26 protein-coding genes and 1 tRNA gene are annotated in these 24,661 nt (G+C 61.0%); 18 read left to right on the forward strand and 9 right to left on the reverse strand.

Going from position 1 to position 24,661, the window contains the following annotated elements:
* Positions 1-138: 138 nt before the first annotated feature.
* Positions 139-681, reverse strand: coding sequence for an RNA polymerase sigma factor (locus tag HMPREF1287_RS09400; RefSeq protein ID WP_005276476.1), 543 nt, complete (start codon positions 679-681; stop codon positions 139-141).
* Between the two features lie 183 nt (positions 682-864).
* On the opposite strand from HMPREF1287_RS09400, the gene HMPREF1287_RS09405 reads away from it, so the two are divergent.
* Positions 865-2,415, forward strand: a complete 1,551-nt coding sequence (locus tag HMPREF1287_RS09405; protein WP_023016578.1) for a catalase — start codon at positions 865-867, stop codon at positions 2,413-2,415.
* A gap of 115 nt (positions 2,416-2,530) precedes the next feature.
* Here the strand turns inward: HMPREF1287_RS09405 and HMPREF1287_RS09410 are convergent, their stop codons facing one another.
* Positions 2,531-3,037, reverse strand: coding sequence for a hypothetical protein (locus HMPREF1287_RS09410; protein ID WP_023016579.1), 507 nt, complete (start codon positions 3,035-3,037; stop codon positions 2,531-2,533).
* Between the two features lie 151 nt (positions 3,038-3,188).
* Here HMPREF1287_RS09410 and HMPREF1287_RS09415 point away from each other — a divergent pair, with 151 nt between their 5' ends.
* Together HMPREF1287_RS09415 and HMPREF1287_RS09420 are read left to right on the forward strand one after the other, a co-directional pair.
* Positions 3,189-4,652: a hypothetical protein gene (locus HMPREF1287_RS09415; RefSeq protein WP_023016580.1), complete on the forward strand. Its 1,464-nt coding sequence runs from the start codon at positions 3,189-3,191 to the stop codon at positions 4,650-4,652.
* Positions 4,653-5,004: 352 nt separating this feature from the next.
* Positions 5,005-6,369 (forward strand): CitMHS family transporter, encoded by a 1,365-nt coding sequence (locus tag HMPREF1287_RS09420; RefSeq protein ID WP_005280862.1) that lies wholly within the window; start codon positions 5,005-5,007, stop codon positions 6,367-6,369.
* A gap of 533 nt (positions 6,370-6,902) precedes the next feature.
* Here the strand turns inward: HMPREF1287_RS09420 and HMPREF1287_RS09430 are convergent.
* The 3 genes from HMPREF1287_RS09430 to HMPREF1287_RS09440 form a co-directional block, all read right to left on the reverse strand.
* Positions 6,903-7,106 (reverse strand): hypothetical protein, encoded by a 204-nt coding sequence (locus tag HMPREF1287_RS09430; RefSeq protein ID WP_023016582.1) that lies wholly within the window; start codon positions 7,104-7,106, stop codon positions 6,903-6,905.
* Positions 7,107-7,644: 538 nt separating this feature from the next.
* Positions 7,645-7,718: transfer RNA gene (locus HMPREF1287_RS09435), tRNA-Pro, on the reverse strand.
* Between the two features lie 67 nt (positions 7,719-7,785).
* Entirely contained in the window at positions 7,786-8,673 is an 888-nt protein-coding gene (locus HMPREF1287_RS09440; protein WP_023016583.1) for a metallophosphoesterase, read from the reverse strand.
* Between the two features lie 43 nt (positions 8,674-8,716).
* Here HMPREF1287_RS09440 and HMPREF1287_RS09445 point away from each other — a divergent pair, with 43 nt between their 5' ends.
* On the forward strand, positions 8,717-9,181 hold the full coding sequence (locus tag HMPREF1287_RS09445) for a GatB/YqeY domain-containing protein (RefSeq protein ID WP_005276488.1): 465 nt from the start codon (positions 8,717-8,719) through the stop codon (positions 9,179-9,181).
* A gap of 3 nt (positions 9,182-9,184) precedes the next feature.
* On the opposite strand, the gene HMPREF1287_RS09450 is transcribed toward HMPREF1287_RS09445, so the two are convergent.
* Complete coding sequence (locus HMPREF1287_RS09450; RefSeq protein WP_023016584.1) at positions 9,185-11,656, reverse strand: transglycosylase domain-containing protein; 2,472 nt, start codon at positions 11,654-11,656, stop codon at positions 9,185-9,187.
* 145 nt (positions 11,657-11,801) lie between these two features.
* Between HMPREF1287_RS09450 and HMPREF1287_RS09455 the strand changes: the two genes are divergently transcribed.
* From HMPREF1287_RS09455 to HMPREF1287_RS09465, 4 genes are all read left to right on the forward strand, one after another.
* Positions 11,802-12,125 (forward strand): WhiB family transcriptional regulator, encoded by a 324-nt coding sequence (locus HMPREF1287_RS09455; protein WP_005276491.1) that lies wholly within the window; start codon positions 11,802-11,804, stop codon positions 12,123-12,125.
* Positions 12,126-12,215: 90 nt separating this feature from the next.
* Positions 12,216-12,374, forward strand: a complete 159-nt coding sequence (locus tag HMPREF1287_RS12495; protein WP_126318073.1) for a DUF4177 domain-containing protein — start codon at positions 12,216-12,218, stop codon at positions 12,372-12,374.
* Positions 12,375-12,833: a RidA family protein gene (locus HMPREF1287_RS09460; protein ID WP_005280879.1), complete on the forward strand. Its 459-nt coding sequence runs from the start codon at positions 12,375-12,377 to the stop codon at positions 12,831-12,833. It begins immediately after the preceding gene.
* 18 nt (positions 12,834-12,851) lie between these two features.
* Positions 12,852-13,685, forward strand: a complete 834-nt coding sequence (locus HMPREF1287_RS09465; protein WP_005276494.1) for an MBL fold metallo-hydrolase — start codon at positions 12,852-12,854, stop codon at positions 13,683-13,685.
* Positions 13,686-13,766: 81 nt separating this feature from the next.
* Here the strand turns inward: HMPREF1287_RS09465 and glxR are convergent, their stop codons facing one another.
* Positions 13,767-14,450, reverse strand: coding sequence for a CRP-like cAMP-activated global transcriptional regulator GlxR (gene glxR, locus HMPREF1287_RS09470; protein ID WP_005276495.1), 684 nt, complete (start codon positions 14,448-14,450; stop codon positions 13,767-13,769).
* Positions 14,451-14,792: 342 nt separating this feature from the next.
* On the opposite strand from glxR, the gene nth reads away from it, so the two are divergent.
* From nth to HMPREF1287_RS09490, 4 genes are all read left to right on the forward strand, one after another.
* The gene (gene nth, locus HMPREF1287_RS09475) at positions 14,793-15,446 is read left to right on the forward strand and encodes an endonuclease III (RefSeq protein WP_034653352.1); all 654 of its coding nucleotides are present in this window, start codon (positions 14,793-14,795) and stop codon (positions 15,444-15,446) included.
* Positions 15,447-15,450: 4 nt separating this feature from the next.
* Complete coding sequence (locus tag HMPREF1287_RS09480; RefSeq protein ID WP_023016587.1) at positions 15,451-16,041, forward strand: TlpA disulfide reductase family protein; 591 nt, start codon at positions 15,451-15,453, stop codon at positions 16,039-16,041.
* Positions 16,038-16,739, forward strand: coding sequence for a CoA pyrophosphatase (locus HMPREF1287_RS09485; RefSeq protein ID WP_023016588.1), 702 nt, complete (start codon positions 16,038-16,040; stop codon positions 16,737-16,739). The genes HMPREF1287_RS09480 and HMPREF1287_RS09485 overlap by 4 nt, the downstream gene beginning before the upstream one ends.
* A gap of 62 nt (positions 16,740-16,801) precedes the next feature.
* Positions 16,802-17,998, forward strand: coding sequence for a MarP family serine protease (locus HMPREF1287_RS09490; RefSeq protein WP_023016589.1), 1,197 nt, complete (start codon positions 16,802-16,804; stop codon positions 17,996-17,998).
* 42 nt (positions 17,999-18,040) lie between these two features.
* On the opposite strand, the gene HMPREF1287_RS09495 is transcribed toward HMPREF1287_RS09490, so the two are convergent.
* Both HMPREF1287_RS09495 and HMPREF1287_RS09500 read right to left on the reverse strand, forming a co-directional pair.
* Complete coding sequence (locus HMPREF1287_RS09495; protein WP_005276501.1) at positions 18,041-18,949, reverse strand: alpha/beta fold hydrolase; 909 nt, start codon at positions 18,947-18,949, stop codon at positions 18,041-18,043.
* A gap of 78 nt (positions 18,950-19,027) precedes the next feature.
* A complete protein-coding gene (locus HMPREF1287_RS09500) occupies positions 19,028-19,531 on the reverse strand; it encodes a phage holin family protein (RefSeq protein WP_023016590.1) in 504 nt (167 codons plus the stop codon).
* Between the two features lie 126 nt (positions 19,532-19,657).
* On the opposite strand from HMPREF1287_RS09500, the gene HMPREF1287_RS09505 reads away from it, so the two are divergent.
* The 6 genes from HMPREF1287_RS09505 (at position 19,658) to HMPREF1287_RS09530 (ending at position 24,648) form a co-directional block, all read left to right on the forward strand.
* Positions 19,658-20,374 carry a hypothetical protein gene (locus HMPREF1287_RS09505; protein ID WP_023016591.1) on the forward strand — a complete coding sequence of 239 codons (717 nt, stop codon included), beginning with the start codon at positions 19,658-19,660 and terminating at the stop codon, positions 20,372-20,374.
* A 350-nt stretch (positions 20,375-20,724) separates the two neighbouring features.
* Positions 20,725-21,795: a septum site-determining protein Ssd gene (ssd, locus tag HMPREF1287_RS09510; RefSeq protein WP_023016592.1), complete on the forward strand. Its 1,071-nt coding sequence runs from the start codon at positions 20,725-20,727 to the stop codon at positions 21,793-21,795.
* Positions 21,792-22,994 (forward strand): TadA family conjugal transfer-associated ATPase, encoded by a 1,203-nt coding sequence (locus HMPREF1287_RS09515; protein ID WP_023016593.1) that lies wholly within the window; start codon positions 21,792-21,794, stop codon positions 22,992-22,994. The genes ssd and HMPREF1287_RS09515 overlap by 4 nt, the downstream gene beginning before the upstream one ends.
* The gene (locus tag HMPREF1287_RS09520) at positions 22,987-23,766 is read left to right on the forward strand and encodes a type II secretion system F family protein (protein ID WP_023016594.1); all 780 of its coding nucleotides are present in this window, start codon (positions 22,987-22,989) and stop codon (positions 23,764-23,766) included. The genes HMPREF1287_RS09515 and HMPREF1287_RS09520 overlap by 8 nt, the downstream gene beginning before the upstream one ends.
* Complete coding sequence (locus HMPREF1287_RS09525; RefSeq protein WP_023016595.1) at positions 23,763-24,386, forward strand: type II secretion system F family protein; 624 nt, start codon at positions 23,763-23,765, stop codon at positions 24,384-24,386. Before HMPREF1287_RS09520 ends, HMPREF1287_RS09525 begins: the two co-directional genes overlap by 4 nt.
* Before the next feature lie 58 nt (positions 24,387-24,444).
* Positions 24,445-24,648, forward strand: coding sequence for a DUF4244 domain-containing protein (locus HMPREF1287_RS09530; RefSeq protein ID WP_023016596.1), 204 nt, complete (start codon positions 24,445-24,447; stop codon positions 24,646-24,648).
* Positions 24,649-24,661 lie beyond the last annotated feature (13 nt).

Below are 24,661 nucleotides of genomic sequence, written 5' to 3' on the forward strand. Positions count from 1 at the left end.
CAGCTGAAATCGCGTCACTTTAGTATTTTTCTACCCCGCCCTCAGGCCGCATGCGCCCGCTGCGCTGCCCTAAGTACCTGCACTTTGATAAGTATTGCGGCGAAAGTATACGTCTAGGCGCTCGAACATTCGGGGGTATTAATTTGCGCCCTCGATGAGGTCCTTGCGGGCGCGCGCCACGCGGGAGCGGATGGTGCCAACGCGCACCCCGGCGATCTTGGCCGCTTCCTCATAGGTATAGCCCAGCACCTGGGTGAGGATGAGGGCTTCGCGGCGGTCGGCTGGCAGGGCATCGATAAGCGCACGGGCATCGATCCAATCGCTCCAGGAACCGGAATTTTCCGCGGCGGAGCTCATGGCGTCCTCGTATTGCGTGGCGGATTTGCGGGGCCGGGCCATGTCGTGGCGGATATTATCCACCCAGACGCGCCGGGCCAGCGAGAGCAACCAGGTGCGCGCGGAAGAGCGGGCGGCAAAGCGCGGCAAGGCGCCGATGACGCGCAGGTAGGTCTCTTGGGTGAGGTCGTCGGCGATTTCGGGGCCGCCCAGGTGGGCGAGCAGGCGCCAGACGTCATCCTGGGTGGCCTTGATGAACTCCGTAAGCGCTGCTCGGTCGCCGCGCCCAGCCCGGAGGGCGAGCTCGGTGACGCGGGCGTCGTCTGCTGCGGAGTGGTGGGTCACCTGAATGAATCTACCAGTAGCTCCTGGATTTCTTATCCAAGGTTGCGGTGGCTGGGGCACGAGCAATCAACACATGCGCGCGCAAAGTAGCGCGGCGCCGTTAAACGTAGTAAACTATGGGTTGTCCGTGATTGATAATTGACCCCAAATTATCGACTGATTGCCAGGAGGCAAAGACATACCATGACTGATTCCACTGCTGATGACATCCTGAACAAGGGACAGCGTCCCGCAGGTAAGGGCACCACGACCCGTCCGTCCGGCCAGCCCGTGCCGTCCGAGAACACGTCCGTGACCGCCGGCCCCCAGGGTCCGGTCGCGCTCAACGATATTCACCTCATTGAAAAGCTCGCCCACTTCAACCGCGAGCGCGTGCCTGAGCGTACCCCGCACGCCAAGGGCCACGGCGCCTACGGTGAGCTGCACATCACCGAAGACGTGTCCGCCTACACCAAGGCCAAGGTCTTCCAGAAGGGCACCGTCACCCCGATGATGGGCCGTTTTTCCACCGTCGCCGGCGAGCAGGGCTCCCCGGATACCTGGCGCGACGTGCACGGCTTTGCCCTGCGCTTCTACACCGAAGACGGCAACTTCGACATTGTGGGCAATAACACCCCGGTATTCTTCCTGCGCGATGGCATGAAGTTCCCGGACTTCATCCACTCCCAAAAGCGCCTGGGTTCCAACGGCCTGCGCGATGCCGATATGCAGTGGGATTTCTGGACCCGCAACCCGGAATCCGCCCACCAGGTGACCTACCTGATGGGTGACCGCGGTACCCCGAAGACCACCCGCCACCAAAATGGCTACGGTTCCCACACCTTCCAGTGGGTCAACGAAGACGGCGAGGCCTTCTGGGTGAAGTACCACTTCATCTCCCGCCAGGGCGTAGAGAACTTCACCGATGAAGAGGCCACCGTGGAAGCCGGTAAGAACCCGGATAGCCACCGCGCGGACCTCTACAACGCCATTGAAGAGGGCAACTACCCCATCTGGGACGTCAAGGTGCAGATCATGCCGCTTGCGGAGGCTGAGGACTACCGCTTCAACCCCTTCGATCTGACCAAGGTCTGGTCCAAGAAGGACTACCCACTGCACGATGTGGGCTACTTTGAACTCAACCGCAACCCGCGCAATTTCTTTGCCCAGATCGAGCAGGTTGCACTCGATCCCTCCAATATCGTGCCGGGCGTTGGCCTGTCCCCGGATATGATGCTCCAGGCTCGCGTCTTTGCCTACGCCGATCAGCAGCGCTACCGCATCGGGCCGAATTACAAGCAGCTGCCGGTCAACCAGCCGCGCAATGCGGAGAAGGTCAATACCTACGAGCATGAGGGCCCAATGCAGTATTTCTACAATGCTCCAGAGGATCCGGTGTACTCGCCCAACCGACATGCGAAGGGCGCGGGCGTGCTTGACGATGCCTCCGTCAACAACCGCGAGGACCTCGAGACCACCACCGCGGCGGACCTCTACGTGAACCCGGATCCCCACGGCCAGGACTTGGTCCGCGCGCCGTACGTGCGCCACGCGGAAGACGATGACTTTGTGCAGGCCCGCGACCTGTACGAAAACGTCTACGACGACGCCGCCAAGGAGCGCCTGGTCACCAATATCACCAACGCGATGGCCGGCGTTTCCGAAGAAACCGAAGAGCGCGTGTACCAGTACTGGACCAACGTCCACCCGGACTTGGGCCAGCGCGTGCGCGAGGTCTTCGCTGAAAAGAAGTAGCCCGCCGCTGCGCTTGTACTGCTTCTTAGAGGCATAAGACACAGGCCGCCTTCGACTATCTGCTGTGAACTGGGGCAGTTGGCCGAAGGCGGCTTTTGTGATTTTTTACGCTGGGCTAGTTGCAGCGGCGCATATCGTCTGCAACGAATTGAGGCGCGCCCTGGTTAAGCCATTTATCCACGTCATAGCACGGCTCGCTCATCCCCGAGGTGGCTTGGCCAATCGGGCGGATGACCGTCCATGCGCCATCGACAAAGTGGGCCCATACGAGCCAATCTGTTTGGTTTTGACCAAAGTGTGCCCAAGTGCCATCGCAATCGAGCACCACAATATTGCTCATATCGGGGGCTAGGGGAGCAAAGGATGCTGGTGAGCAATCGCCCTTTGCTTGCTTGGCAGTAGTGGTGACCGTGACCTCTTGCGGGATGGGCTGCTGCGCGTGCGTCTGTGCGGGCGAGGTTGCTGGGGCATCGGATGTAGTAGCCGTCGTTGGCTCCGGAGAGCTCGTAGCGCTGGAGTTCGAGCTGGAACTGGAGCTGGACTGCGCCACGGCATCGGAAAATTGGGGCTCGCTAGGGTTGGCGGAGTTATCGGCATCATCGGCGCAGGACACCAGTGCCATGCTCAGCGGAAACGCGGCCGCGCAGGCTAGCGTGCGGGAGAGAACGGATTTTCGGGGGGATAGGCATGTCTTAATAGTAGATTCTCTTTGTTATGCGCGGGGATCGGCGCGCCTGCAGAAAGGGAATGACCTGCAGCGATAGGTTACTAGCATGACCAAAAGCCTTGCCTCGACCGCGTCTACTGCGTCCGCGAGTTCCTCGCGGTGGCGCACGCTCTTATTGCTCGTATTGCTCGCCGTACCACTTATCGTTGGTACCGCAGTGGCGACCTGGTCGCAGTGGGAGCCGGCGCACGCGTGGTCGAGCGCCGCGCAGCCTTATGGCGCACCGCAGGCGAATTCGGCATCGCCAGAGCTCAAGGAAGCTGCCGAGGCCGCCAGCCGCGCCCAGGCGCAGGCCAGCATCTTGAAATCCGGGGCGGACCGGTTGAACAAGGGCACCAGCGAGCTGGATAAGGGCGCGGGCGAGCTAGGAGAGGGCGTCGACAAGCTCGCTGGCGGTTCGCAAGAGCTGGTGGCGGGGCTGAACCAGCTGCAGTCGGGGACGAATACCCTCGGCGGAGGGGCGACGGAGCTGGCCAATACCGTTGGCGGGGCCGTCGACCAGGTCGTGGGCCTGGGAGCCGTCCAAGGCCAAATCCTGGAGGCCATCGATGGCACGGTGCGCGATTTGGAGGGAAATGATTCCAAGGAAGCGAAGCAAGTGCGCTCGCAACTGGGGGATCTGCGCAAGCAGGTGGAAAATTTCCGCCTCGATGAATCCCTGACCGGGGAGTTGAAGAAGCTCAAGGATGGCTCGCGCGATCTCTCCAATCAGCTGGCGGTAAATGGCTATGCCTACCACGATGGCATCAACCAGGCCGTGGCTGGCGCGCAGCAGCTCAACCAGTCCATCGCGGAGCTTAATAGCCGCGTGGATGAGGCACTCGATGGGGTGGGCAAGCTTGACGATGGCGCCGGCAAGCTCACCGGCATGGCAGAACAAAACCAATCGAACCTGGGCGAGGTGCAGCGCTCGTTGCCTCCCGCGCACGTGGCGGCGGGCGAGGATGCGCGCCAGCTGAGCCCGGTCATCGCCATGCTCATTTCCGCGCTCGTCTTGCTGGCCGGATCCGCCGCCGGTGTGGCGTGGAAACTGGGATTCCGCCCGTGGCTGATGGTCCTCGGCGGATCGCTGGCAGCGGTGGCCATCGGGGAGATCCTGCTTTACGTCCTATCCATCGGCCTTACCCCCATCGCCGCCGTGGCCGCCGGCGGGGCGCTCTTCCTGGGTGCCCTGTCCTCCGCGCTTATCGTGCGCGGCCTGCTCGAACTGTGCGGCATGACCGTGGGGTCCATCCTCGCTGCGCTCTTTGGCATTGGGCAGACCGCGTTGGTGGGCTGGCTGTGGAAATCCGCGGCCATCGCCGGGGTGGACAAGGTATGGCAGGTAGTGGCCAACCTTTTGCCGCTGAACTGGACGACGGCCGCCGTGACCGTGGCTGGCAACGACGGGGAGGCCGTGGTGCTGTGGACGGGCCTTGGCGTCTTGGGCGCTATCACTCTGGTGGGCCTGAGTGCAGTGAAATGGCTCGTTCCTGTCAAAAAGAGTCAAAAATCCGGCGCTAAAGTATGAAAATTTATACTTAAATAGACAAAAGCTTGTATAAAGCTGGCAATATTTGCCAGCGCTATGGCTGGAATACGATAAGTGTTATTCTTACTAGTGCTCACACCGCCTACTTAGGGGGTAGGCGAGCGGCTTGCGCCGTTGTGAGTGATAGGGAATAGGGACGACGCGGTGCTGTAGGGGCGCCGCGTCGTTTCCCGTTTTTACCCAAAGCTATATATCCACGGTGGGTGAGGGTTGTTTTATGCGCCCACCGGCAGGAATGTGCGCTACCACACAGTAATGTTTAACATTAGCCATACGTCTTTTGGCTAATGGCGTGCGCCATACGGGCGCCAGTGACATTTAAAGGAGCGCAATGCAGACCTCCCTCGGGCTGACCCTGATGGGACTGGCCATCATCTTTGTAACGGTGGGCATCCTCATCCGCGGCCGCGTTAATCCCATCATTCCCATGACCTTGGTACCCGTCATCGGCGCTGTGATAGCCGGTTTCGGCATAGAAGATATCGCGGATTTCTTTGGCGAAGGCTTAAGCTCTGTCATCAACGTCGTGGTGATGTTCATCTTCGCCATTATCTTCTTCGGCATCCTGCAGGATGTGGGCCTTTTTACCCCGGTGATCCGCAGCCTCATCAAGGCGACCCGCGGCAATGTCATGGCCGTGACTATAGGCACGGCCGCCATCGGCATCGTGGCGCACCTCGATGGTTCCGGTTCCACGACCTTCCTTATTACGATTCCCGCATTGCTGCCGCTGTACCGGGCGCTACACATGTCGCGCTATGTCCTCATTACCATCGTGGCCCTGGCCGCTTCAGTGATGAATATGGTCCCGTGGGGCGGGCCGCTGGGGCGCGCCGGTGCGGTGGTTGAGCAAGACCCCAACGATATCTGGCTGCACCTATTGCCCATCCAGGGTGTGGCGGTGGTCCTCATCTTCGCCATCGCCGCCCTATTGGGGTGGCGCGAAAAGCGCCGCTTGGCCAAGCTGCAGGAAAGCGGCGAGATTAAGGGCGCCATTTCAGTGGACGTGAATTCGTTGGCGGATGATTTTTCCGCCAAGCAGGCCGAAGAACAGCAGAAACTTGGGTTCAGGTACCGGAAAGCCCGGTGGGTGACCATCGCGAATATCGTCGTCGCCTTGGCCGTGCTCGCCGCTCTGCTTTCGGGCTTGTTGCCACCAGCGCCCGCATTCCTCATTGCTACCACCATTGCCTTGGTGGTCAACTTTGACGGCGCGATGGAGCAGGGCGACGCCTTGCGGCGTCACGCCCCCAACGCCTTGTCCATGGCCGGAGTGATCATCGCGGCCGCGATGTTCTTGGGCGTGCTCAATGAGACCAAGATGCTAGAAGAAATCGCGCTGAGCCTGGTGAATATCCTGCCGGAAAGCGTGGCGCCGTATTTGCACGTCATCGTGGGATTCTTTGGGGTTCCGCTGGATCTGTTGACCTCCACGGATGCGTATTACTTCTCGGTACTGCCCATTGTCCAGGGTACGGTGGAGTCCTTCGGCGTCAGCGGTATGGGCGCTGCGAGCGCACTTATCATCGGCAACGTGGTCGGAACCTTCGTCTCCCCATTTTCGCCGGCGCTGTGGTTGGCGTTGGGACTGGCGGACGGCCAGATGGGCAAGTACCTCAAGATAGCCTTCCCCATCGCATGGGTATTTTCCATCTTCCTCGTTGCCATCGCATTCTTTACCGGAATGCTGGCCTAAGAAACGGTGGCCCTGGAATCCAAGGCGAAGGGTCTTTTGCGAAACCACCCGCCCACCTGCACCATCGGTTTCCGTAGTCGGTTCCGTTGGGAAACGCAGTTTGAAGTGTTCCAGATTTTGTCATCTACTCAAACGGAATAAAACCTAGGAGACTTCAGCCTGAAGAAGAAACCCGCCTTCACAGACGAAGGTGGGTTTGAAGATTTTGTCGGTGGTTATGCTTCATTCATGGGGGCCAACGTACAGAACTCTAATATTGTCAGGTCCCCAGTAGCACCAGTAAATCCTCCATGCTTGGGGAGTGTGATTCTCTACATAAGAGATATAGATGGTCTCACCATTATTGGCCGTCTTACCCTTCATGGTATGCGTGTTAAGGCTTGGGTATGAAGGGCCTGGGTCTTCCAAGAACCCAATTGCTTTCTTGACCTTTTTCCTCTTGTCGGGATACTTGGCTAGCGCTTTCTTAAGGTCTTCTGCGGCGGATAGGGCAAACTGGATCTTGAAGCGTGGCATTTCTTCTTGCTGGTCAGTTAGAGTTCAAAATCCACAAATCGGCCGTCTGTGTAATCTTCCAAGCTATCTCGGAATACGCGAAGGGCATCGGGGTTCGAGTAAAGAAGCTCGATATCTTGGTTCATGTCTTCTTTCGCAACGTGGGTTACGCGACCTGCAGAGTCCGAAAATGCCAGCATCTTCCCGCAATCAGCCGCGTTCTTGTGAAGCGTGTTGCTCATGCTGCGTCCTTTCTGTGTTCAACCCGTCCAGTTTAAATCCGGTTGGGTTTCCCGTTGGTTGTCTCCGTCGGGCTGCTGTCCATTTTCTCATAAAGTGTGACAGCGGTGCACTTGCTTGAGGCTGTGTGCGCTCTGAGCTTGTGGCTCTGGCTCGGGTGTCTAGAATATCGAAAGAAAGGAACCCCAAACAGGGGGTGATCTTATCCCGTCCCTACATTCATCAGGTCTGGGTATCAAGGTCGGTGAACGCAGAAGCCAATGTTATGCTCGCCCTACCTTTGAATGTTGTGTTATTTCTTCATCTGTCCTGCACAAATGGGGTATCGTGGTCGGTTAGTGGGCATCGGAAAATTCAACAAACTCACCGCATGCCACATGCAGGTGCCATTCCGGTGGATTGAACAAACAGCAGGACCGAATAAGCCACAACAGTTTATTCAGCTCCTATTTAGACAAGCTAGCCAAGGCTTGCGCTGAAACCCAGACACACTTTTTGCTATTTAACTCGAAAAAGCCCGCAGTTTCCTGCGGGCTACTGTCGGGATAACAGGATTTGAACCTGCGACCTCTTCGTCCCGAACGAAGCGCGCTACCAACCTGCGCCATATCCCGGTCACTGCTTAAAAGCAGTACTGAGATACTTTAACGCACGGTGAATGAGATCGGCAAAACCGCAGGTCTAATCCACCTCAGTGATCCGCAGCAGGGTGGCTGAGGGGCGGCAGAATAAACGCACAGGGGCGAATTTGGAGGTGCCCAGGCCATTGGAGACGTGCATCTTCATCGGGCCGAAATCGTGCAGGCCCTGTGCGCGCGGGCGGTCGATGCCGCAGTTGGTCACGATGGCGCGCGAACCAGGCAGGCACACCTGCCCGCCGTGGGTATGGCCGGAAAGGGAAAGCTGATAGCCATCGGCGGCGAATTTTTCGAGCACGCGCGGCTCGGGGGCGTGGAGGAGCGCGAGCGAGAGATCGGCATCCTCATGGGGCGGGCCGGCGATTTCGGAATAATCGTCCAAGTCGTGGTGTGGATCGTCCACACCGGCCACGGCGAGGCGAACATTGCCCACCTTGAACTCGCGGCGCGCCTGGTTGCCGTCGTACCAGCCGTGCTCCACGAAGGCCGCGCGCATGCCGCGCCAAGGAAGATCCACGTAGGAGGGCTCGCGCTTTTTGCCCAGCAGGTACTTGAAGGGATTGACCGGGCGGGGTGCCCAATAATCATTGGTGCCAAATACGAAGACGCCGGGCCGGGCGAGAAGCGGGCCGAGCGCGCGCAGGGTATCGGGCACGGCCTGTTTATCGGAAAGATTATCGCCGGTATTGACCACGAGGTCTGGATCCAGCGCATCGAGGGCGGAGACCCAGTCGATCTTGGTCTGTTGCCCCGGGATCATGTGCAGGTCAGAAATATGCAGCAGGCGGAACTCTTCTTCGCCGCGCAGGGTGCCCTTGGGCAGGAGTGGAAGAGTATATTCCTTGAGCTCGAATTTGTTGAGCTCGCTAAAGCCCCAAGCAGCAACACCTAGGCCGGCGGCGACGCCGCCAAGAATCCGTTGAAGTTTCACAGCTTCTACACTACCTGCCTTAAATGGACGTATATTGAAAGGCATGAGCGAGCTAAAAGATACTATCCGAGCAGATCTGAAAACGTCGATGAAGGCCAAGGAAAAGCAGCGCACCAGCGCCATTCGCGCGCTGCTCGCGGCAATCCAGGCCGAGGAAACTACCGGCTCCCGCCACGAGCTGGAGGATGAAGACATCCTCAAGGTCATCGCGCGCGAGATTAAAAAGCGCCGCGAGTCCGCGGAGGTCTATGAAGAAAACGGCCGCCCGGAATTGGCAGAGGCTGAGCTTGTCGATGTCCCCTTCTTCGAGGCCTACCAGCCGCGCCAGCTCGATGACGCGGAGCTTAAGGCCTTGGTAGAAGAGGCAATTGCTGAGGTAGAAAAGGAAAACGGCGAAGCACCCACCATGAAGCAGATGGGTGCGGTCATGAAGGTGGCCAACGCAAAAGCCGCCGGCCAAGCCGACGGCAAGCGCCTTTCCGCAGAGGTTAAAGGCCAGCTTAATTAAGCTTTAGCGGCCGAGGAGGTTGCGGATATCGTTGCGGAAGTTATCGATATCTTCTTGGCGGATTCCAAAGTCCTCAGGACTGAGGTTGAAATCGCCGGCACCATGTCCTCCCTCGTTGCTTACACCGGTAGTGTTCGCGCTGCCGGTGTTATTTTGTGCGCCGGTGGCATTCGCACTGCCGACGCCGCTGGAGGGGGATTGGGTGGCAGGGGAGCCATCGGAAAGCTGCAGCGTAATCTCCGCGCCTTCCTTCTTGCCGTCCTTGCCGGTAATCGCGCGCACCACGCGGCCGTAGGGGACGTCCCCGCCGACGACGCGCGAGGTCTTTACCACGTAGCCCCGGGCCTCAAGGGCGCTGCGGGCTTGGGACTCGCTTTGCCCGCGCACGCTATCGAGCAGCTTATCCCCGGTGGTGCCGTCATCGTATTTCTTATTGTAGTTGGGCAGCCCGCTCTGGGTAGCCCGCGGCAGCTGCGAAGCCATGGTGAAAAATGTCTGCGCGGGCTCCAAGCCACCAAAGAGGTTGCCGGCGCCGGTGCACTGGCGCACGGGCGAGGTACACAGCGGCTGGGTATCGGTGCCGTCGTTATAAATATAAGGAGCGGCGGCGAGCCCGTCGTTGAATCCCAAAAAAGCCGAGGACTGGTTGGACTCGGTGGTGCCGGTCTTGGCGGCGATGGGGGAGCTAAAACCGGCGGCCTGGGCGGCGTCCTTGGCGGTGCCCTGCGTGGCATCTTCAGACAGCGCATTGGACAGGGCGTGGGCCACGTCTTGGTCTACTGCCTGCTCGCACGGGGTTTCCTTGAGGTAGACCTCGTTGCCGTTTTTATCCAGGACCTTGTCAATGGGGTTGGGCTCGCACCACCGGCCATTGGAGGCAATGGTGGCGCCCACATTGGATAGCTCCAGCGGATTGACCGGGGTGGGGCCCAGGGTAAAGGAACCGGAATTGGCGTCCTTCGTGCGCTGAGCGATGGAGGTGTCCTTATCAAAGGTGCCCTTGTCGCCGTAGGAGCGCAGGCCAAGGCGCACCGCCATATCCACGATGGGCGCCACGCCAACCTGCTCGGTGAGCTTGATAAACGGCGTATTGGGCGAGTGCGCCAGCGCCTCTTGCAGCGACATTGTGGCCTTATAATTGCCCGCGTTCTCCACGCAGTAGCGGTTGGCGGGGCAGTTATCGGCGCCGCCGTGGCCAAGGCCTTCGGCCTCGTAGCGGGTGGGCACATCCACCGTATTTTTAATGCCGTAGCCAGCCTCGATGGCGGCCGCGGCGGTAAAGGTCTTAAAGACAGAACCGGCACCATTGCCCACCAAGGAGTTGGGCTGCGGCAGCAGGGTCTCATTATTGTCCTGATCCAGCCCGTACGCGCGGGAGGAGACCATGGCCAAGACCTTGCGGTCCGACGTGCCCGGCTCGATAACGTCCATAACCTCGGCCACGCCCTGGGCATCCGGGTTGGTGTGCGATTGCACCGCGGATAGCGCCGTATCCTGCACCTGCGGATCCAGCGTGGTCTTTACGGTATATCCACCGTGGGCGAGCTGGTCTTGGTCAATGCCCTTTTCCTCGAGGTACTGCAGCACAAAGTCGCAGAAAAAGCCGCGATCACCTGCGCCGATGCAGCCATTGTCTAGGGTATTGGGCTGCTTGCCGACGCCCAATTCCTCCCCCTTATACTCATCCGCATCCGCCTGCTCCAGATAGCCGTTATCCACCATGGATTGGAGCACGACGTTGCGGCGGTCAAGCACCTCTTCCTCATTGGTAAAAGGGTTGAGGCGCTCCGAGGACTGCACCATGCCCGCGAGCATCGCCGCTTGCGGCACCGTGAGATCTGCGGCATGGCTATCAAAATAGGTCCGCGCGGCGGCCTCCACGCCGTAGGCATGGTTACCAAAGGAGACCAGGTTGAGGTAATTGGTGAGGATTTCCTTCTTATCCAATTCCTCATTCATCTGCGTTGCCATGCGCATTTCGCGCAGCTTGCGGGTTGCGGACTGCTCGGTCGCCGCGGCCCGTTCTTCATCGGTTTGCGCGGAGACGAGCAGGAGGTAGTTCTTGACGTACTGCTGGTCAATGGTGGACGCACCCTGGGAGACCCCGCCGGAGGTGAGGTTGGTCCACAAGGCTCGGAAATTGCCTTGGAGATCGACGCCGCCATGTTCGTAAAAGCGCTCGTCCTCAATCGAGACGATGGCGTTTTTCATCGCGTCCGAAATCTCATCGCCACTTACGGGGTGACGGCGTTGGCTATAGACGTAGGCCATATCTTTGCCCGAGGCGTCTTGCACCGTGGTGACGCCGGGGATATTGCCCGCTGTTAGATCTTGCAGGTCCGATTGCATGGTCTGGTTGGTGCGGGCGATCGCCACGCCGGAAATGCCCGCAAAGGGGGCGAGCGCGAGCGCGATGAGCGCGGCTACCAAGACCGTGGACAGGGCTATCTTGGACAAAGATTTGAAGACAGTCACCCCCAATACCCTACGTGGTTTGCCTGGCAATGGGGAAGGTGACCTGCACCCCCTAAAGTGTGACCTTGTAGACAATTCCGCGTTCTAGTGAATAGACTCAGGCCTCGGTACATAGTATTCCGTCTGGGAAGGAGAACACTCACCCATGACCGTTCGAGTGAAGACTGCGGGAATGTCCAATACAGCCCGAAATCCCGAGCGTGGTGAGTGGGTCACTCAAGCAAAGTGCCGCAATGAGGACCCAGACGCATTATTTGTGCGCGGCGCTGAACAGCGCAAAGCTGCCGTCATTTGCCGCCACTGCCCGGTATTAACGGAATGCCGCGCAGATGCCCTTGATAACCGCGTGGAATTTGGCGTGTGGGGCGGGTTGACCGAGCGCCAGCGCCGCGCGCTGCTGCGCAAGAACCCCCACATCACTGACTGGGCCAATTACCTGGCTAAGGGCGGCGAACTCGTCGGTATTTAAGGCGGTCAGAGGGGTAATTGCCCGCCCGCCAGCGGTGGCGCTCCGGAATAGGGGCGGCATAAGTCGTATTAAATCGCTAGAATGAAACCCATGACTAAATGGGAATACGCAACCGCACCAGTACTGACCCACGCCACCAAGCAGATCCTTGACTCTTGGGGCGAAGATGGATGGGAATTGGTCTCCATCACCCCTGGCCCGAACCCAGAGAACGTGGTGGCCTACTTCAAGCGCGAGGTGGCAGAGTAAATGAGCTTTTCCGCTCGCTTGAAAGAGCTAGGGGTGGAACTGCCGGGCGTCGCTAAGCCGCTGGCTTCTTATGTGCCAGCGCTGCGCGTGGGCAATCAGGTATGGACTTCTGGCCAGCTTCCGCTGGTGGATGGCTCCTTGCCGGTGACCGGCAAGGTGGGCGCTGAGGTCACCACGGAACAGGCCCAAGAACAGGCCCGCACCGCCGTGCTCAATGCCTTGGCCGCTGTCGATGCAGAGATCGGGCTGGACAATATCTCCCGCGTGATCAAGATCGTTGGCTTCGTGGCGTCGGATCCCGGCTACGAGGATCAGCCAGCGGTGGTCAACGGGGCATCGGATTTCATTGGGGAGGTATTCGGCGAAGCTGGCACGCACGCTCGTTCTGCAGTCGGCGTTGCGGCCTTGCCAAAGAACGCCCCGGTGGAGATCGAATTGATCGTAGAGATCGCTGAGTGATCGGATAGGCTGGTAGGCATGGAGCACCCCGCATATAGTCAATTGCGTCCCGTAAGCCAATCCGTTGGCGTAGTTCTTTGTGATAATCCCAGCTATACCGCCCTCGAGGGCACGAATACCTGGATTATTAGTGCCGCTGAAGACTCCCGGTCGATCGTCGTAGATCCGGGGCCGGAGGATGAAGGCCACCTCAACGTTGTGCATCGTCATGCTGGTGAGGTGGCTTTAATTCTGCTTACCCACCGCCACGATGATCACGCTTCGGGCGCGCAGCGGCTCCGGCAGATGACTGGCGCGCCCATCCGCGCCTTCGATCCCAGCTATTGCAATGGCGCGGAGGCGTTACAGAAGGGTGAGATCCTGACTTTGGAGGGCATCACCCCGCAGCTGGAGGTCCTGCACACGCCGGGCCACACCGCGGACTCCACGTCCTTCTTCGTGTGGAGCGGGGAGGTGGAAAATTCCCGGCTAGAAGGCATTATCACCGGCGATACCATCGCGGGGCGCCACACCGTTTTGCTTTCTGAAACCGACGGCGATTTGGCCGATTACCTGCATGCTCTGGACGTGTTGGAATCCCGCGGCAAGGATGTTCCGCTCTTCCCGGGCCATGGTCCGGATTTGGAGGATACCTCGCAGGTGGCGCGCAAATACATTGACCGCCGTCACTACCGCCTGGATCAGATCCGGGAAATCCGCTCCCGGCTGGGCGATGACGTGGATCTGACCACCTTGGTCAATGAGATGTATGACGATGTGGATCCGGTGCTGCGCCATGCCGCCGAGCAGTCCACGCGCACCGCGTTGAAGTACCTCGACGGCACCGGCACCGGTTCCGGTACCGATAACTAACGCGCGGCGCGGCAGGAAACCTGCTAAAACGCTTATTCCCTCCGCCCCTAGTGCTTGTGCACGGGGGACGGAGGGAATTTTTTAGCGCGCGCGGCGGGCGAGGTGCTCGGTATCGACGATGAGCACGGACTTGCCCTCGAGGCGAATCCAGCCGCGGTGGGCGAAGGTAGCCAGGGCCTTGTTGACGGTCTCGCGGGAAGCGCCGACCAGCTGGGCAATCTCTTCCTGGGTGAGATCGTGGTTGACGCGCAGCGCGCTGCCTTCCTGGACGCCGAAGCGGTTAGCCAGTTGCAGCAGGGTCTTGGCAACGCGGCCGGGCACATCGGTGAAGATGAGGTCCGCAAGGTTGGCGTTGGTGCGGCGCAGGCGGCGGGCCAGCACGCGCAGCAGCTGCTGGGCGATGGCGGGGTGATCACTTACCCACTTATCCAGCAGCTCGGAGTTCATGGTGGCGGCCTGGACCTCGGTCACACAGACGGCGGACGAGGTGCGTGGGCCCGGATCGAAGATGGAGAGCTCGCCGAACATATCGGACGGGCCCATCACGGTCAGGAGGTTTTCGCGGCCATCCGGGGCGTGGCGGGCGAGCTTAATCTTGCCGGAGGTGATGATATACAAACGGTCTCCGGGCTCGCCTTCATCGAAGATGGTGGTACCGCGCGGGAAGCGCACTGTCTCCATCTGCTCGAGAAGATTCTGCACTGCTACGGGATCAACGCCTTGGAAGATTCCGGCGCGGGAGAGGGTGTCCTGTACGCCTTCCACGTTTTACTCCTTGGATGTCGACTGCGATAAGTCACTAAAGTGCTTGGGCCACATCCTTTTGCGGGCTCCGGGGAGGCACGCTAATGCGGAACAAGCGGGGTCAATTTTTTAGCGTACCCCATTTTACAGTGCAGTTCGTCACTTTTGGGCACTGCCCTAGTTTCGTTCACATAACAGAAATGGGATCACTTACGCCCCTAACGTTACAGCCTGCGCGTTTTCTGCTAATCCGCGAAGACAATCGCTTCCAGTTTTTCCATGAGGAGGGCAAAAAGGGCGATGCCAAGCGGAACGAAAATAACAAGTGAAATCATGTATTCCCATCCTACTAAGCTTGGCGGCATGAGTTCATCACTGCCGGCCACCGCGGCCCCGAGCAAGAGAGCGCCCGTCATTAATGAACGATTGGCGCATGAACACCCCGATGCGCGGTGCGAGCTCGATTTTGATTCGCCCCTCCAGCTTTTGGTGGCCACGGTGCTTTCCGCACAGTGCACGGACGCGCGCGTGAACTCGGTAACCCCTGAGCTGTTTCGCACCTATCCCACCGCGGCCGATTATGCGGCGGCTAGGCGGGAAGATTTGGAGGCGATCCTGCGGCCGCTGGGGTTTCAGCGGGCGAAGGCGGGGCATCTCATGGGCATCGGCGAGCGCCTCGTTTCTGAATTCGACGGTGAGGTGCCACAGACCGTAAAGGAATTGACCTCCCTGCCTGGGGTGGGCCGCAAGACGGCGCTGGTGGTGCTGGGCGATGCCTTCGGGATTCCCGGCCTTACCGTGGATACGCACTTTAGTCGCCTGATGCAGCGCCTGGAGCTGACGGGGGAGAAGACGCCGGTGAAGATAGAAAGGGACATCGCCAAGCTCATTGCAGAGGCCGAGTGGACGATGTTTTCCCACCGTGTCATTTTTCACGGCCGGCGGGTCTGCCATGCCCGGAACCCGGAGTGTGGGAATTGCGTGGTGCGGGATCTGTGCCCGGCTGCATTAAGCTAGCGGTATGAAAAAATACGTCTTCGGCACCGTCATTGCGGCCATTGTCATCGCTGTCCTCGTGGTGGTGGGGGTCATGCAGCTGCGTGGGGATGACACCGGCGCGGGTGAATCGGCGCAGGCCCCTGGCATGGAATCGGGCACGGCGGGCGACCAGGACGTGGCCGAGCGCCCAGATTGCCCCGCGGGGCCCATCGCCGGGGTGGATCTGGAATGCCTGGGCGGCGATGATGCCGGTGAGGGGGACAAGGCGGATGAGGGAATTACCATTGCCAACGTGTGGGCGTGGTGGTGCGAGCCGTGCCGCGCGGAATTGCCCTACTTGGACGAGGTGGCAGAATCCCACCCGGACTGGAAGGTCATTGGGGTGCACGCGGATAAAAACGCCACCAACGGGGCCGCGTTCCTCAATGACGTGGGGGTAGACCTGCCGAGCTTCCAGGATCCGGATAATAGCTTCGCGGGCACGCTGGGCCTGCCGGGCGTGGTTCCCGTGACCGTGATTCTCCGGGATGGGGAAGTGATCAAACAGGCGGCCCAGCCGTTTACCTCTGCGGACGAGATTGAAAAGACGGTCAAGGAGGCGCTTGCCGGATGAGTAAAGTATGGCCCGAATACACACCCGAGTGGATAAAACCCGCGCTGGGTGTCGATACGAGTCAGGTGCAAGAGCTCATTGGTAAGCGGCAGGCCTCGCAGCTCAATGGCTCCGAGGAAGAGGTGCCAACCAAGCGGGAAGCCGCGGTGCTGATGCTACTGAGCGGAAACAGCGTGGAGGATGGCGAAATTTTACTCACGCACCGTTCGCCGTCCCTGCGCTCGCACTCCGGCCAGATTGCCTTCCCGGGCGGCCGGCGGGATCCGGGTGATACGTCGCTGGTTGATACCGCGCTACGGGAGGCATGGGAGGAAACCGACCTGCAGCGCCATACGGTCATGCCCTTAGAGCAGTGGGAGCAGCTGCACATTCGCGCCACGGGCAATCCGGTCAGCCCGATTTTGGCCCATTGGAAGCAGCCGGGCGAGGTCTATCCCGCAAGCCCGGCGGAGACCGATGATGTGTTCTTCGTCCCGATTAGGGAGCTCATTGACCCCCGTAACCGCCTGCTGGTGGGCTTCAAGCAATGGCAAGGCCCGGCGTTTTATGCCAATGATTACGTGATTTGGGGGTTTACTGCCGGGGTGTTGGCAGCATTATTGGAGCATTCTGGGTGGAGTGTACCGTGGGATAACAATTCGGTCATAGACCTGCGTGACACCCTCAAAAAGTCCCGCAATAATGAGAAGATGTCTTAATTGCCCGCGCGCTTAACGCGCTGGGAGACGCACGAGATTTCGATAGAGAAAGAACCAAAGCCATGACTGCTGCGCTCATTGTTGACGGCCTGATTGTGCTTGCCGTGTTAGCAGCATTGCTCAGTGGTTGGCGCAATGGTGCGCTCGCCGCGGTGCTCTCCGCCATCGGCGTGGGCGCGGGCCTCGTGGTGGGCATCGCCGTAGCCCCCAGCGTATTGCGCACAGTGGACGAGCCTTCGCTGCGCCTGCTCCTGCTCGTGGGCATCCTGGTTTTGCTGGTGGGCATCGGGCAGATCATCGGTTCTTCCTTGGGCACCAGCGTGCGCGATCGCATGAAGGCGCGCAGCACCCAACGAATAGATTCGCTCTTCGGCGCGGTCTTTCAGTCCTTCATCGCGCTCATTGTCATCTGGATGATTTCCATTCCCGTGGCCACCAATCTGGGCGGTTCCGCGGGGCAGGGGCTGCGCGATTCCCGCATCCTGAGCAACCTCAACGCGGCCGCCCCGCCGCGCCTTGCTTCCCTTCCCAATGGCGTGGCGGCGTTGCTCAATGAATCGGGCCTTCCGCCGCTGGTTTCGCCGTGGGAAAAGTCCATCAGCGGCGAGGACGTCGAGGACCCGGCACCAGACGTGCAGGACCCGGAGCTGGTGCGCAGCATCCGTCCATCCATCATTCACGTGCTTGGCGATGCCGAAGAGTGCTCCCGCCGCCTCTTGGGCTCCGGTTTTGTGGTGGCCGATGACTATGTGGTGACCAATGCCCACGTGGTGGCCGGCACCCAAACGGTGAGGCTGGATACGAAGCTAGGCCTGAAGGACGCCACGGTGGTCTATTACAACCCAGAGGTCGATATCGCCGTCTTGCGCGCGCCGGATCTGGGCATCCAACCCCTGCCGTGGGCGCAGCAGCCGGCGCAGACCGGCGATGATGCCATGGTTATGGGCTTCCCACACTCCGGCCCCTTTAACGCGGAAATGGCCCGGGTGCGCGATCGTATCACCATCGCCGGGCCAGATATCTACTCCCAAGGCAGGGTAGAGCGCGATTCTTATACGGTGCGCGGCAATATCCAACAGGGCAATTCCGGCGGCCCCCTGGTCAATACCGCGGGCGAGGTCTTGGGCGTTATCTTCGGCGCCTCAGTAGATGATTCTGAGACCGGATACGCGCTGACCGCAGACGAGGTCATCGGCCACATTGGGGATGTCACCCAATTGCAGCGCCCGGTAGAAACCGGCGAGTGCGTGGCGCACTAGCTTTCGCATTAGAACCGCGTGGGGAATGTCTCCCCACGCGCCCTACGCGTCGAGCCAGCGGCGCAGCTCGTCGACGAACTCCTCGGGGGCCTCGAGGAAGGGCAGATTCTTGGCCCCTGGGATCGAGGTGGCGCTAAATCCCGCGCGTGCGCGCAGGGCCGCCCGCTGGATGACGGGATTCCATAGGCGCTGTTGGGCGTGGATGAAAAGGACGGGGCGCTTGACGGCTAATTCGGACCAGTTCAAGGGCACCACGGCGGTGCGCATCCGGTGATTCCACAGGATCCCGCGGCGCACCTTGCCAATCTGGGAGGCGCGCAGGCGCAGGGCAAGGATGGACTCTAGGGTGGCATCGGCAAGCGCGGGCCCCGTATCCAAACTGAGCTCCTTGCGATAGGCCCGGGGGCTGAGCAGCAGGGTATTCGCGCGGGTGACCTTTGGCAGGTGGCAGAGCAGGGAACGCAGGATCATCCACCCAAAATCCCAGGGGCGCGCGGCGATGGCGCGGCGGATATCAACCGGGTGCGCGGCCGAGACCGAAACCAAGCCGCGCACGCGATTGGGGCGCTCGGCGGCCAGGCACCACGCTACCGCGCCACCGGTATCGGCGCCGACGATATAGGCATCCTCGTGGCCCAAGGCCTGGATGAGGCCATCCAGATCCCCGACCAAGGTGCGGATATCCTGGCCGGGATCGATGGGCGGCTTATCGGACATGCCAAAGCCGCGCATATCCACCGCGGCGACGTGGTAGCCGCACTGCGCGAGGGGGCCTATGACCTCCTGGAAATCGAACCAGCCGCCAAAAGCGCCGTGAATAAAAACGACGAGGGGATCGGCGCTATCGCCCGCTATGGCCACGTGCAGGCGGATGCCCCGGGTGTGGACAAACTCGTGCGCAAAGGGTCCTTCCAGCTCAACCGTGGAGGGGGGAAGTGGTGCTAAGGCCATGGAGGGCAAGGCGCCTTTCTATGTGTACAGAAAATCCGCCCCAGGAAAGGCTGAGGCGGATCTAATAGTGCGTGCGGTTTAGGTATACAGGCCGTGAGTGTCCTTGCGGTCCAGCGACTTCTGCGCCTTGCCCGGAATCAGGTTCTTGAGTTCCTTGGTGGAATCTATGGTCTTCTGCGGCGCCTTGACCTTCTTGACGTTCTTGACACCGAGCAGGGCGAGGGCGCCGGCTGCCACGATCATCACGAGGAAGACGATCAAGTAAGCGGCCCAGCGATCTAGCCAGAGCGCGAGGAGCTCAGCGACGAAGATGAAAAAGAAGAAAGAGCTGTACAGCGCGATGGTGCCCGCTGCACCGAAGAAACCGGCGCCGATGCCGCCCTTCTTTGCGGACTGCGCCAGCTCCGTCTTGGCCAGCTCTACCTCAGAGCGCACGAGCTGGGACATCTGCTCGGTGGCATTGGAGACCAACTTGCCGATGGAGGTTTCGGAGGACGATGCATCAACATCGTTCAAAGGAATCGAATTAACCTTTGGTGCGAATTGATCGGTGCCGTCAGTAAATAATCCATCGTTGCTCACGATTAATTCTCCTCGTTTTTCATCTAAACCTTGTAACGGCCCCAATGATAATAGATACAGCGCGGTTTTACGGTGCCACGCCAAAGGTAGGGGCCTTCGGGGCTCGGGGCGTCTAGGGCTATCCTAATGTATATGCCAGAAAATGACCCGTTATCCCCGTTATTTCGCCTCCCGGGGGTGAAAGAAGGTGCGGAAAAGGCCGCGGCGGCCATCGCGCGCGCCCACCGCAGGCCGGCCGGGCTGCGCAGGTATGAGGTCATCTCCGCGGAGTCCTTGATGCGCGGGGCGCGCGCCAGCGTGGCCTTGGATGGGCATTCCATCCCCCCGCATCCTAGCCCGGGTGATGTGGAAAGCGGGCCGCTCGCCGGCGCGGTCAGCGCGTATTCCGTGGTAGCCCCTGAGATGGTAGATTCCACCGTCCGCTCCTTTGCCCGCGCGCCGCTGCAAGTGCTTGCACGCATCGACGTTGCCGACGGCGGCAACGGGATTCCCAGCGGCGATAGCGCGCGCTTGCAGGGCTTGGCGCGCCTGATTGCGCAGGGGAGCGGCCCGGCATTCCGCGATCTCTTGCCAAGCGTCGTGCACGCCGAAATCGCAGCCGGCGAATTCTTTGGCCCGCGCAGCGGCGTGGTGGCGCGGGTTGCGGCCCGCCTGGCCGCCATACACACCGGCTTCGATCCCCGCGGGTTTGCCGTGCCAGAGGTGTATTTCCACCGCCATTCCACGGCCTACCGCGAGTGCCGCGCGAGCTACCGCGACAGCCCCGGCGAGGTGGTGCTTTTTCACCTCTCCGCATGGGAGGTAGGCGGCAAGGAAGCTGACGCTATCGCCCGCGCGGCCTAACCGTACGCTCGTACCCGGTAGGCGGTGAACATTCATTCGGTGCAGGTCAGGGCCGTGCAGGTAGATTATTTTTCTTAGCTGTTGTGATCGGGTAATGAACGTGTCATAATAATCGGTGCAAGGCCCCGATATACTGTGCGGCCTGCCCCGGCTCGCCCCCCGAGGCCGGGTTACTGACGGCCCGCGCGCACCCCCCGATGCGCGGGCCGTCACCTATATCTACGGTTATCCACAAGGCTTTGTTGAAAATGCAACTAACTGAGCGATAAGTGGTAACCTTCGCGCGTTTATCCACAAGCGGGAAGTCCCGTCCCTAGTGCAGGTGGAGCCGGTGCTTCAGGCTAGGGGGCATGAATACAGCACACTCTCGCTCCACCATCGTCGTTGCCATAGGTGAAGAAGCCTTGCGCGCAGAGGCGGTCCACGCAGCCGCCGCGACCAGCCACGAGGTCATTACGGTAACCGATCCCCGCGATATCCCGCGCAGCCTTCCCGGGGCTTATACGGTCTTGGTCGACGCGCTCATGGCGCGCGTTATCGCTTCGGCGCAAGCCGCACAGACCTCGCCCGCCCCGGTGCTTTTCCTCGCCGCGGACCCGGGTCCCATCGATTATGAAGCAGCGCTTGCCTGCCATGCGGACCGCGCCTTCATTATTCCCGCGGAAATTAAGGACTTGCTGGCGGCTATTGCCCAGGCAGCGCACCCGCCGGAAGATCGCCCCGGTAGCGCCACCATCGCGGTGGTGGGCGCCAGCGGTGGGGTAGGCACCTCCACCTTTGCAGCGGCCCTGGCGCGATCCCACTGCATGGCGGGAGAGCAGGCGCGGGCGCTGCTTATCGATGCCACCGCGCACTCCGGCGGCCTCGATCTCCTCCTCGGCGTGGAAACGGCGCCGGGTGCTCGCTGGCCGGAGCTCAATATTGGCGATGGCAGCATCGACGCCGCCGACCTGTACCGCGCCTTACCGTCTACCGCCGATGGCATAGCGGTGTTATCCGCAGCGCGCAGTACGGTCAAAGACACCTTCATGCTAGATGCCACGCTCTTGGCGGCGGCGACGTCCGCGGCGCACGCGGGCGAGGGCCTGTGCGTGGTGGATTGCACGGTCGAAAATATCCCGGCTGCCTGCACGCACGTGGTGTTGGTGGTGGCCGCGGAGGTGCGCTCGGCAGCAGCGGCCGCACAACTCATCCTGCGCCTGGATGAGGCGCGGCGCGATATCGTGGTGGTCCTGCGCCAACGGCAGTGGGCGGCTCTCAGCGCGCCAGAGGTAGAAGACATCATCCACCACCGAGTCAGCGCCCAATTGCCCACCGTGCGCGGGCTCACCCGCAGCATCGAGATCGGTGGATTACCGGCCCGGCTCCCCGCGGCGCTTGCTAAGACCGCCCGTGCGGTGCGCGAGGAGGTAGGGGCATGAGCGCGGCGATGGATAGTTCGGCCGAAACCATGGAAAAGACCATGGAGAAGATGCAGCGCGTCATTGCCGCCGAGCCGGATCTGGTGCACGACGCCTCTAGCTTGGCCCGGCGGATCCGCGAGGAAGCAGGGGTTATCAGTGACGTCGCCGTGGTGGATCTGCTCCGGCGCTTGCGCCAAGATGCCACCGGCATGGGGCCACTGGATGCCTTATTGGCCCGGCCGGGCGTGACCGATGTCGTGGTTAACGGGCCCGAAGACGTCTTTATGGACCGCGGTGAGGGGCTCGAGCGCAGCGATATCACCTTTCGCAACGATGGGGAAGTGCGCCAGCTCGCCTCCCGGTTGGCGGCGGCCTCGGGCACGCGGCTTGATGATGCCCAGCCTTTTGCCGATGGCCGCGTCACGCGCCCCGATGGCGTCGTGCTCCGAGTGCATGCACTTTTAAGCCCACCCGCAGTGGGCGGGACGTGCATTAGCCTGCGCGTATTGCGCCAGGCACAGACCACCTTGCCGCAGTTGGTGGCCAATGGCACCGTGCCGGAAGACATCGGCCAGCTGCTTATCGCGATGATGAAAAAGCGAGTGTCCTTCCTCGTTATTGGCGGTACCGGTTCTGGCAAGACGACGCTGCTCTCGGCGCTTTTAGGAACCGTATCCGAGCGCGAGCGCATCGTGGTCATCGAAGATACAGCGGAGCTGTCGCCGCACCACCCGCATTGCGTGAGCATCGTCTCGCGCCGGGCAAACGCGGAAGGCAGCGGCGAAATCACGATGGCGCAATTGCTGCGGCAGGCGCTGCGCATGCGCCCGGACCGCATCGTCGTCGGTGAAATTCGCGGCCCAGAGGTAGTCGATCTCCTCGCCGCGCTGAATACGGGACACGATGGTGGCGCGGGCACCTTGCACGCCAATTCCCTCTTTGAGGTACCCGCCCGCATGGAGGCCCTCGGTGCACTCGGCGGCCTGGACCGCAGCGCCCTGCATTCGCAATTAGCGGCAGCTGTCAACGTGGTGCTCACCATGGAGCGCACGCCGCACGGTCGGCGCCTGGCCCATATCGGCGTCTTAGAGGGCAATCCGGTCACCCCGCGCATTGTCTGGAGCGCAACCGAGGGACCCGCGCCCGGCTTTGCGGAATTCTCCGCCTCCCTGTTGGAGGAACAGCGCGAAGAAGCAGGAGGTCAGGCGGATGCTTAGTTTCTTATTGCTCGCCGCAGCTCTCTTGCTGTCTGCGCCCTCGAGCGCGGCCCGCATCGCCGGAAAGGGCAGCCGTATAAAGGCCAGCTCCTTGGTCATCTTGGGTGCCGTATTCTGCGGCAGCTTGGTCTTCTTTTCAGTCGGGCGGATGAGCATTGCGGTCGCGGCAGCGATCATCGCTTGGTGCGTGTCGTGGTATATCAAGGACATCATGGCCGCCCGCACGCGCCGGCGCGGCCGCGAGGCTCTGGCCGGATACTTTGGGGTCGTCACCGCTGACCTGCGCGCCGGGGCAACCCTGGCAAGTGCGCTAACACGCGGGGCGGAGTCCCTTCCCGCGACGACGCCGCGGGATATGAGCGCAGCCTTAGAATCCACCGCTACCGCCGTGGCGCGCGGTGCGCCCCCACACGTGGCGCTCTCTGGCGCCCATGCGGATGCGGAACTTACCCGGCTGGGCCACCTGCTCGAATTATCTACTCAGCATGGCATCGGGGTAGCCAGCCTCTTTGAGCAAGCCCAAAGCCGGATGGATGCGCTGCGCCGCCACCACCAATCCACCGCGGCCGGGCTGCAAGGACCCCAAGCTACGGCCACGGTCTTGGCGTGTCTTCCCATTGCGGGCATCGCCATGGGCGGGGCGATGGGGGCCAATTCGCTGGGCTTCTTGCTCGGCGGGGGATTAGGGGGAATCCTACTGGTCATCGGGGTGGGGCTTGCCTGCGGCGGCTTTGCTTGGTCCCGCGTCATTATCAGGAAGGCGGCACCATGATGGCTTTTATCTGCCTAGCGCTGGCGGTGCTCGTTGGGATGCCGGCCACCAAGGGGCGGCTGGGACCTGCTACGGCACAGAACGCAGCGCAACACACGGCGAAGACCCCGCGCGCCGGCCCAAGAAAGCGCGATGGCGCAACAGTGCGCGGGGGATTGATGAGCAAACTCCAGCCCTCTACCACCGTGGATCCACTCCTCGTGGCCGGGGATATCGAGCTTTTCGCAGCTTGCCTGAGTGCGGGCCTGACGGTGCATGCGGCTGCTACGGCAGTCGCGCGTACGGCAGAGGCCGATACCCAGCACCTGTGGGAGACGGTATCCGCGCTCCTAGGAGTTGGCGTGCCCACGGAATCTGCATGGGACCACATGAAGGGCCATGCGGGATTAGAGGACGTGGCGGGGCTTGTCATCTTATCGGGCCAGTCCGGCGCCACCATAGCCGCCGGATGCACGCGAATCTGTACTTCTTTGCGCGCCGAAGCATCTGCTCACGCTACGGCTAAAGCAGAGCGCGCAGGAGTATTCATTGCTCTCCCGCTGGCGGTGTGCTTCCTGCCAGCATTTATCGTTCTAGGCCTCGCGCCCGTAGTGATCAGCTTGGGCGCGCAGCTTTTCTAGACACACCATTTTTCACTTCTACTCAACCACCACACCTTTTAAGAAAGGACTCTCCATTATGTCTGCACTACTTATTAAGTACTCCCAGCTCACCCGCGCCCTCGTCCGCAACGATGAGGGGATGAGCACCATTGAATACGCCATGGGATCGCTTGCGGCTGCGGCACTTGCCGGCGTGCTGTACATGGTCATTAACGGCGGCGGCGTGGTCGATGCCATCGAGGGAATTATCACCGATGCGCTATCGAATACCCCGAGCTAACCGCGCGCACTAG

It is taken from the genome of Corynebacterium sp. KPL1986 (assembly GCF_000477975.1).
GTDB lineage: Bacteria > Actinomycetota > Actinomycetes > Mycobacteriales > Mycobacteriaceae > Corynebacterium > Corynebacterium accolens.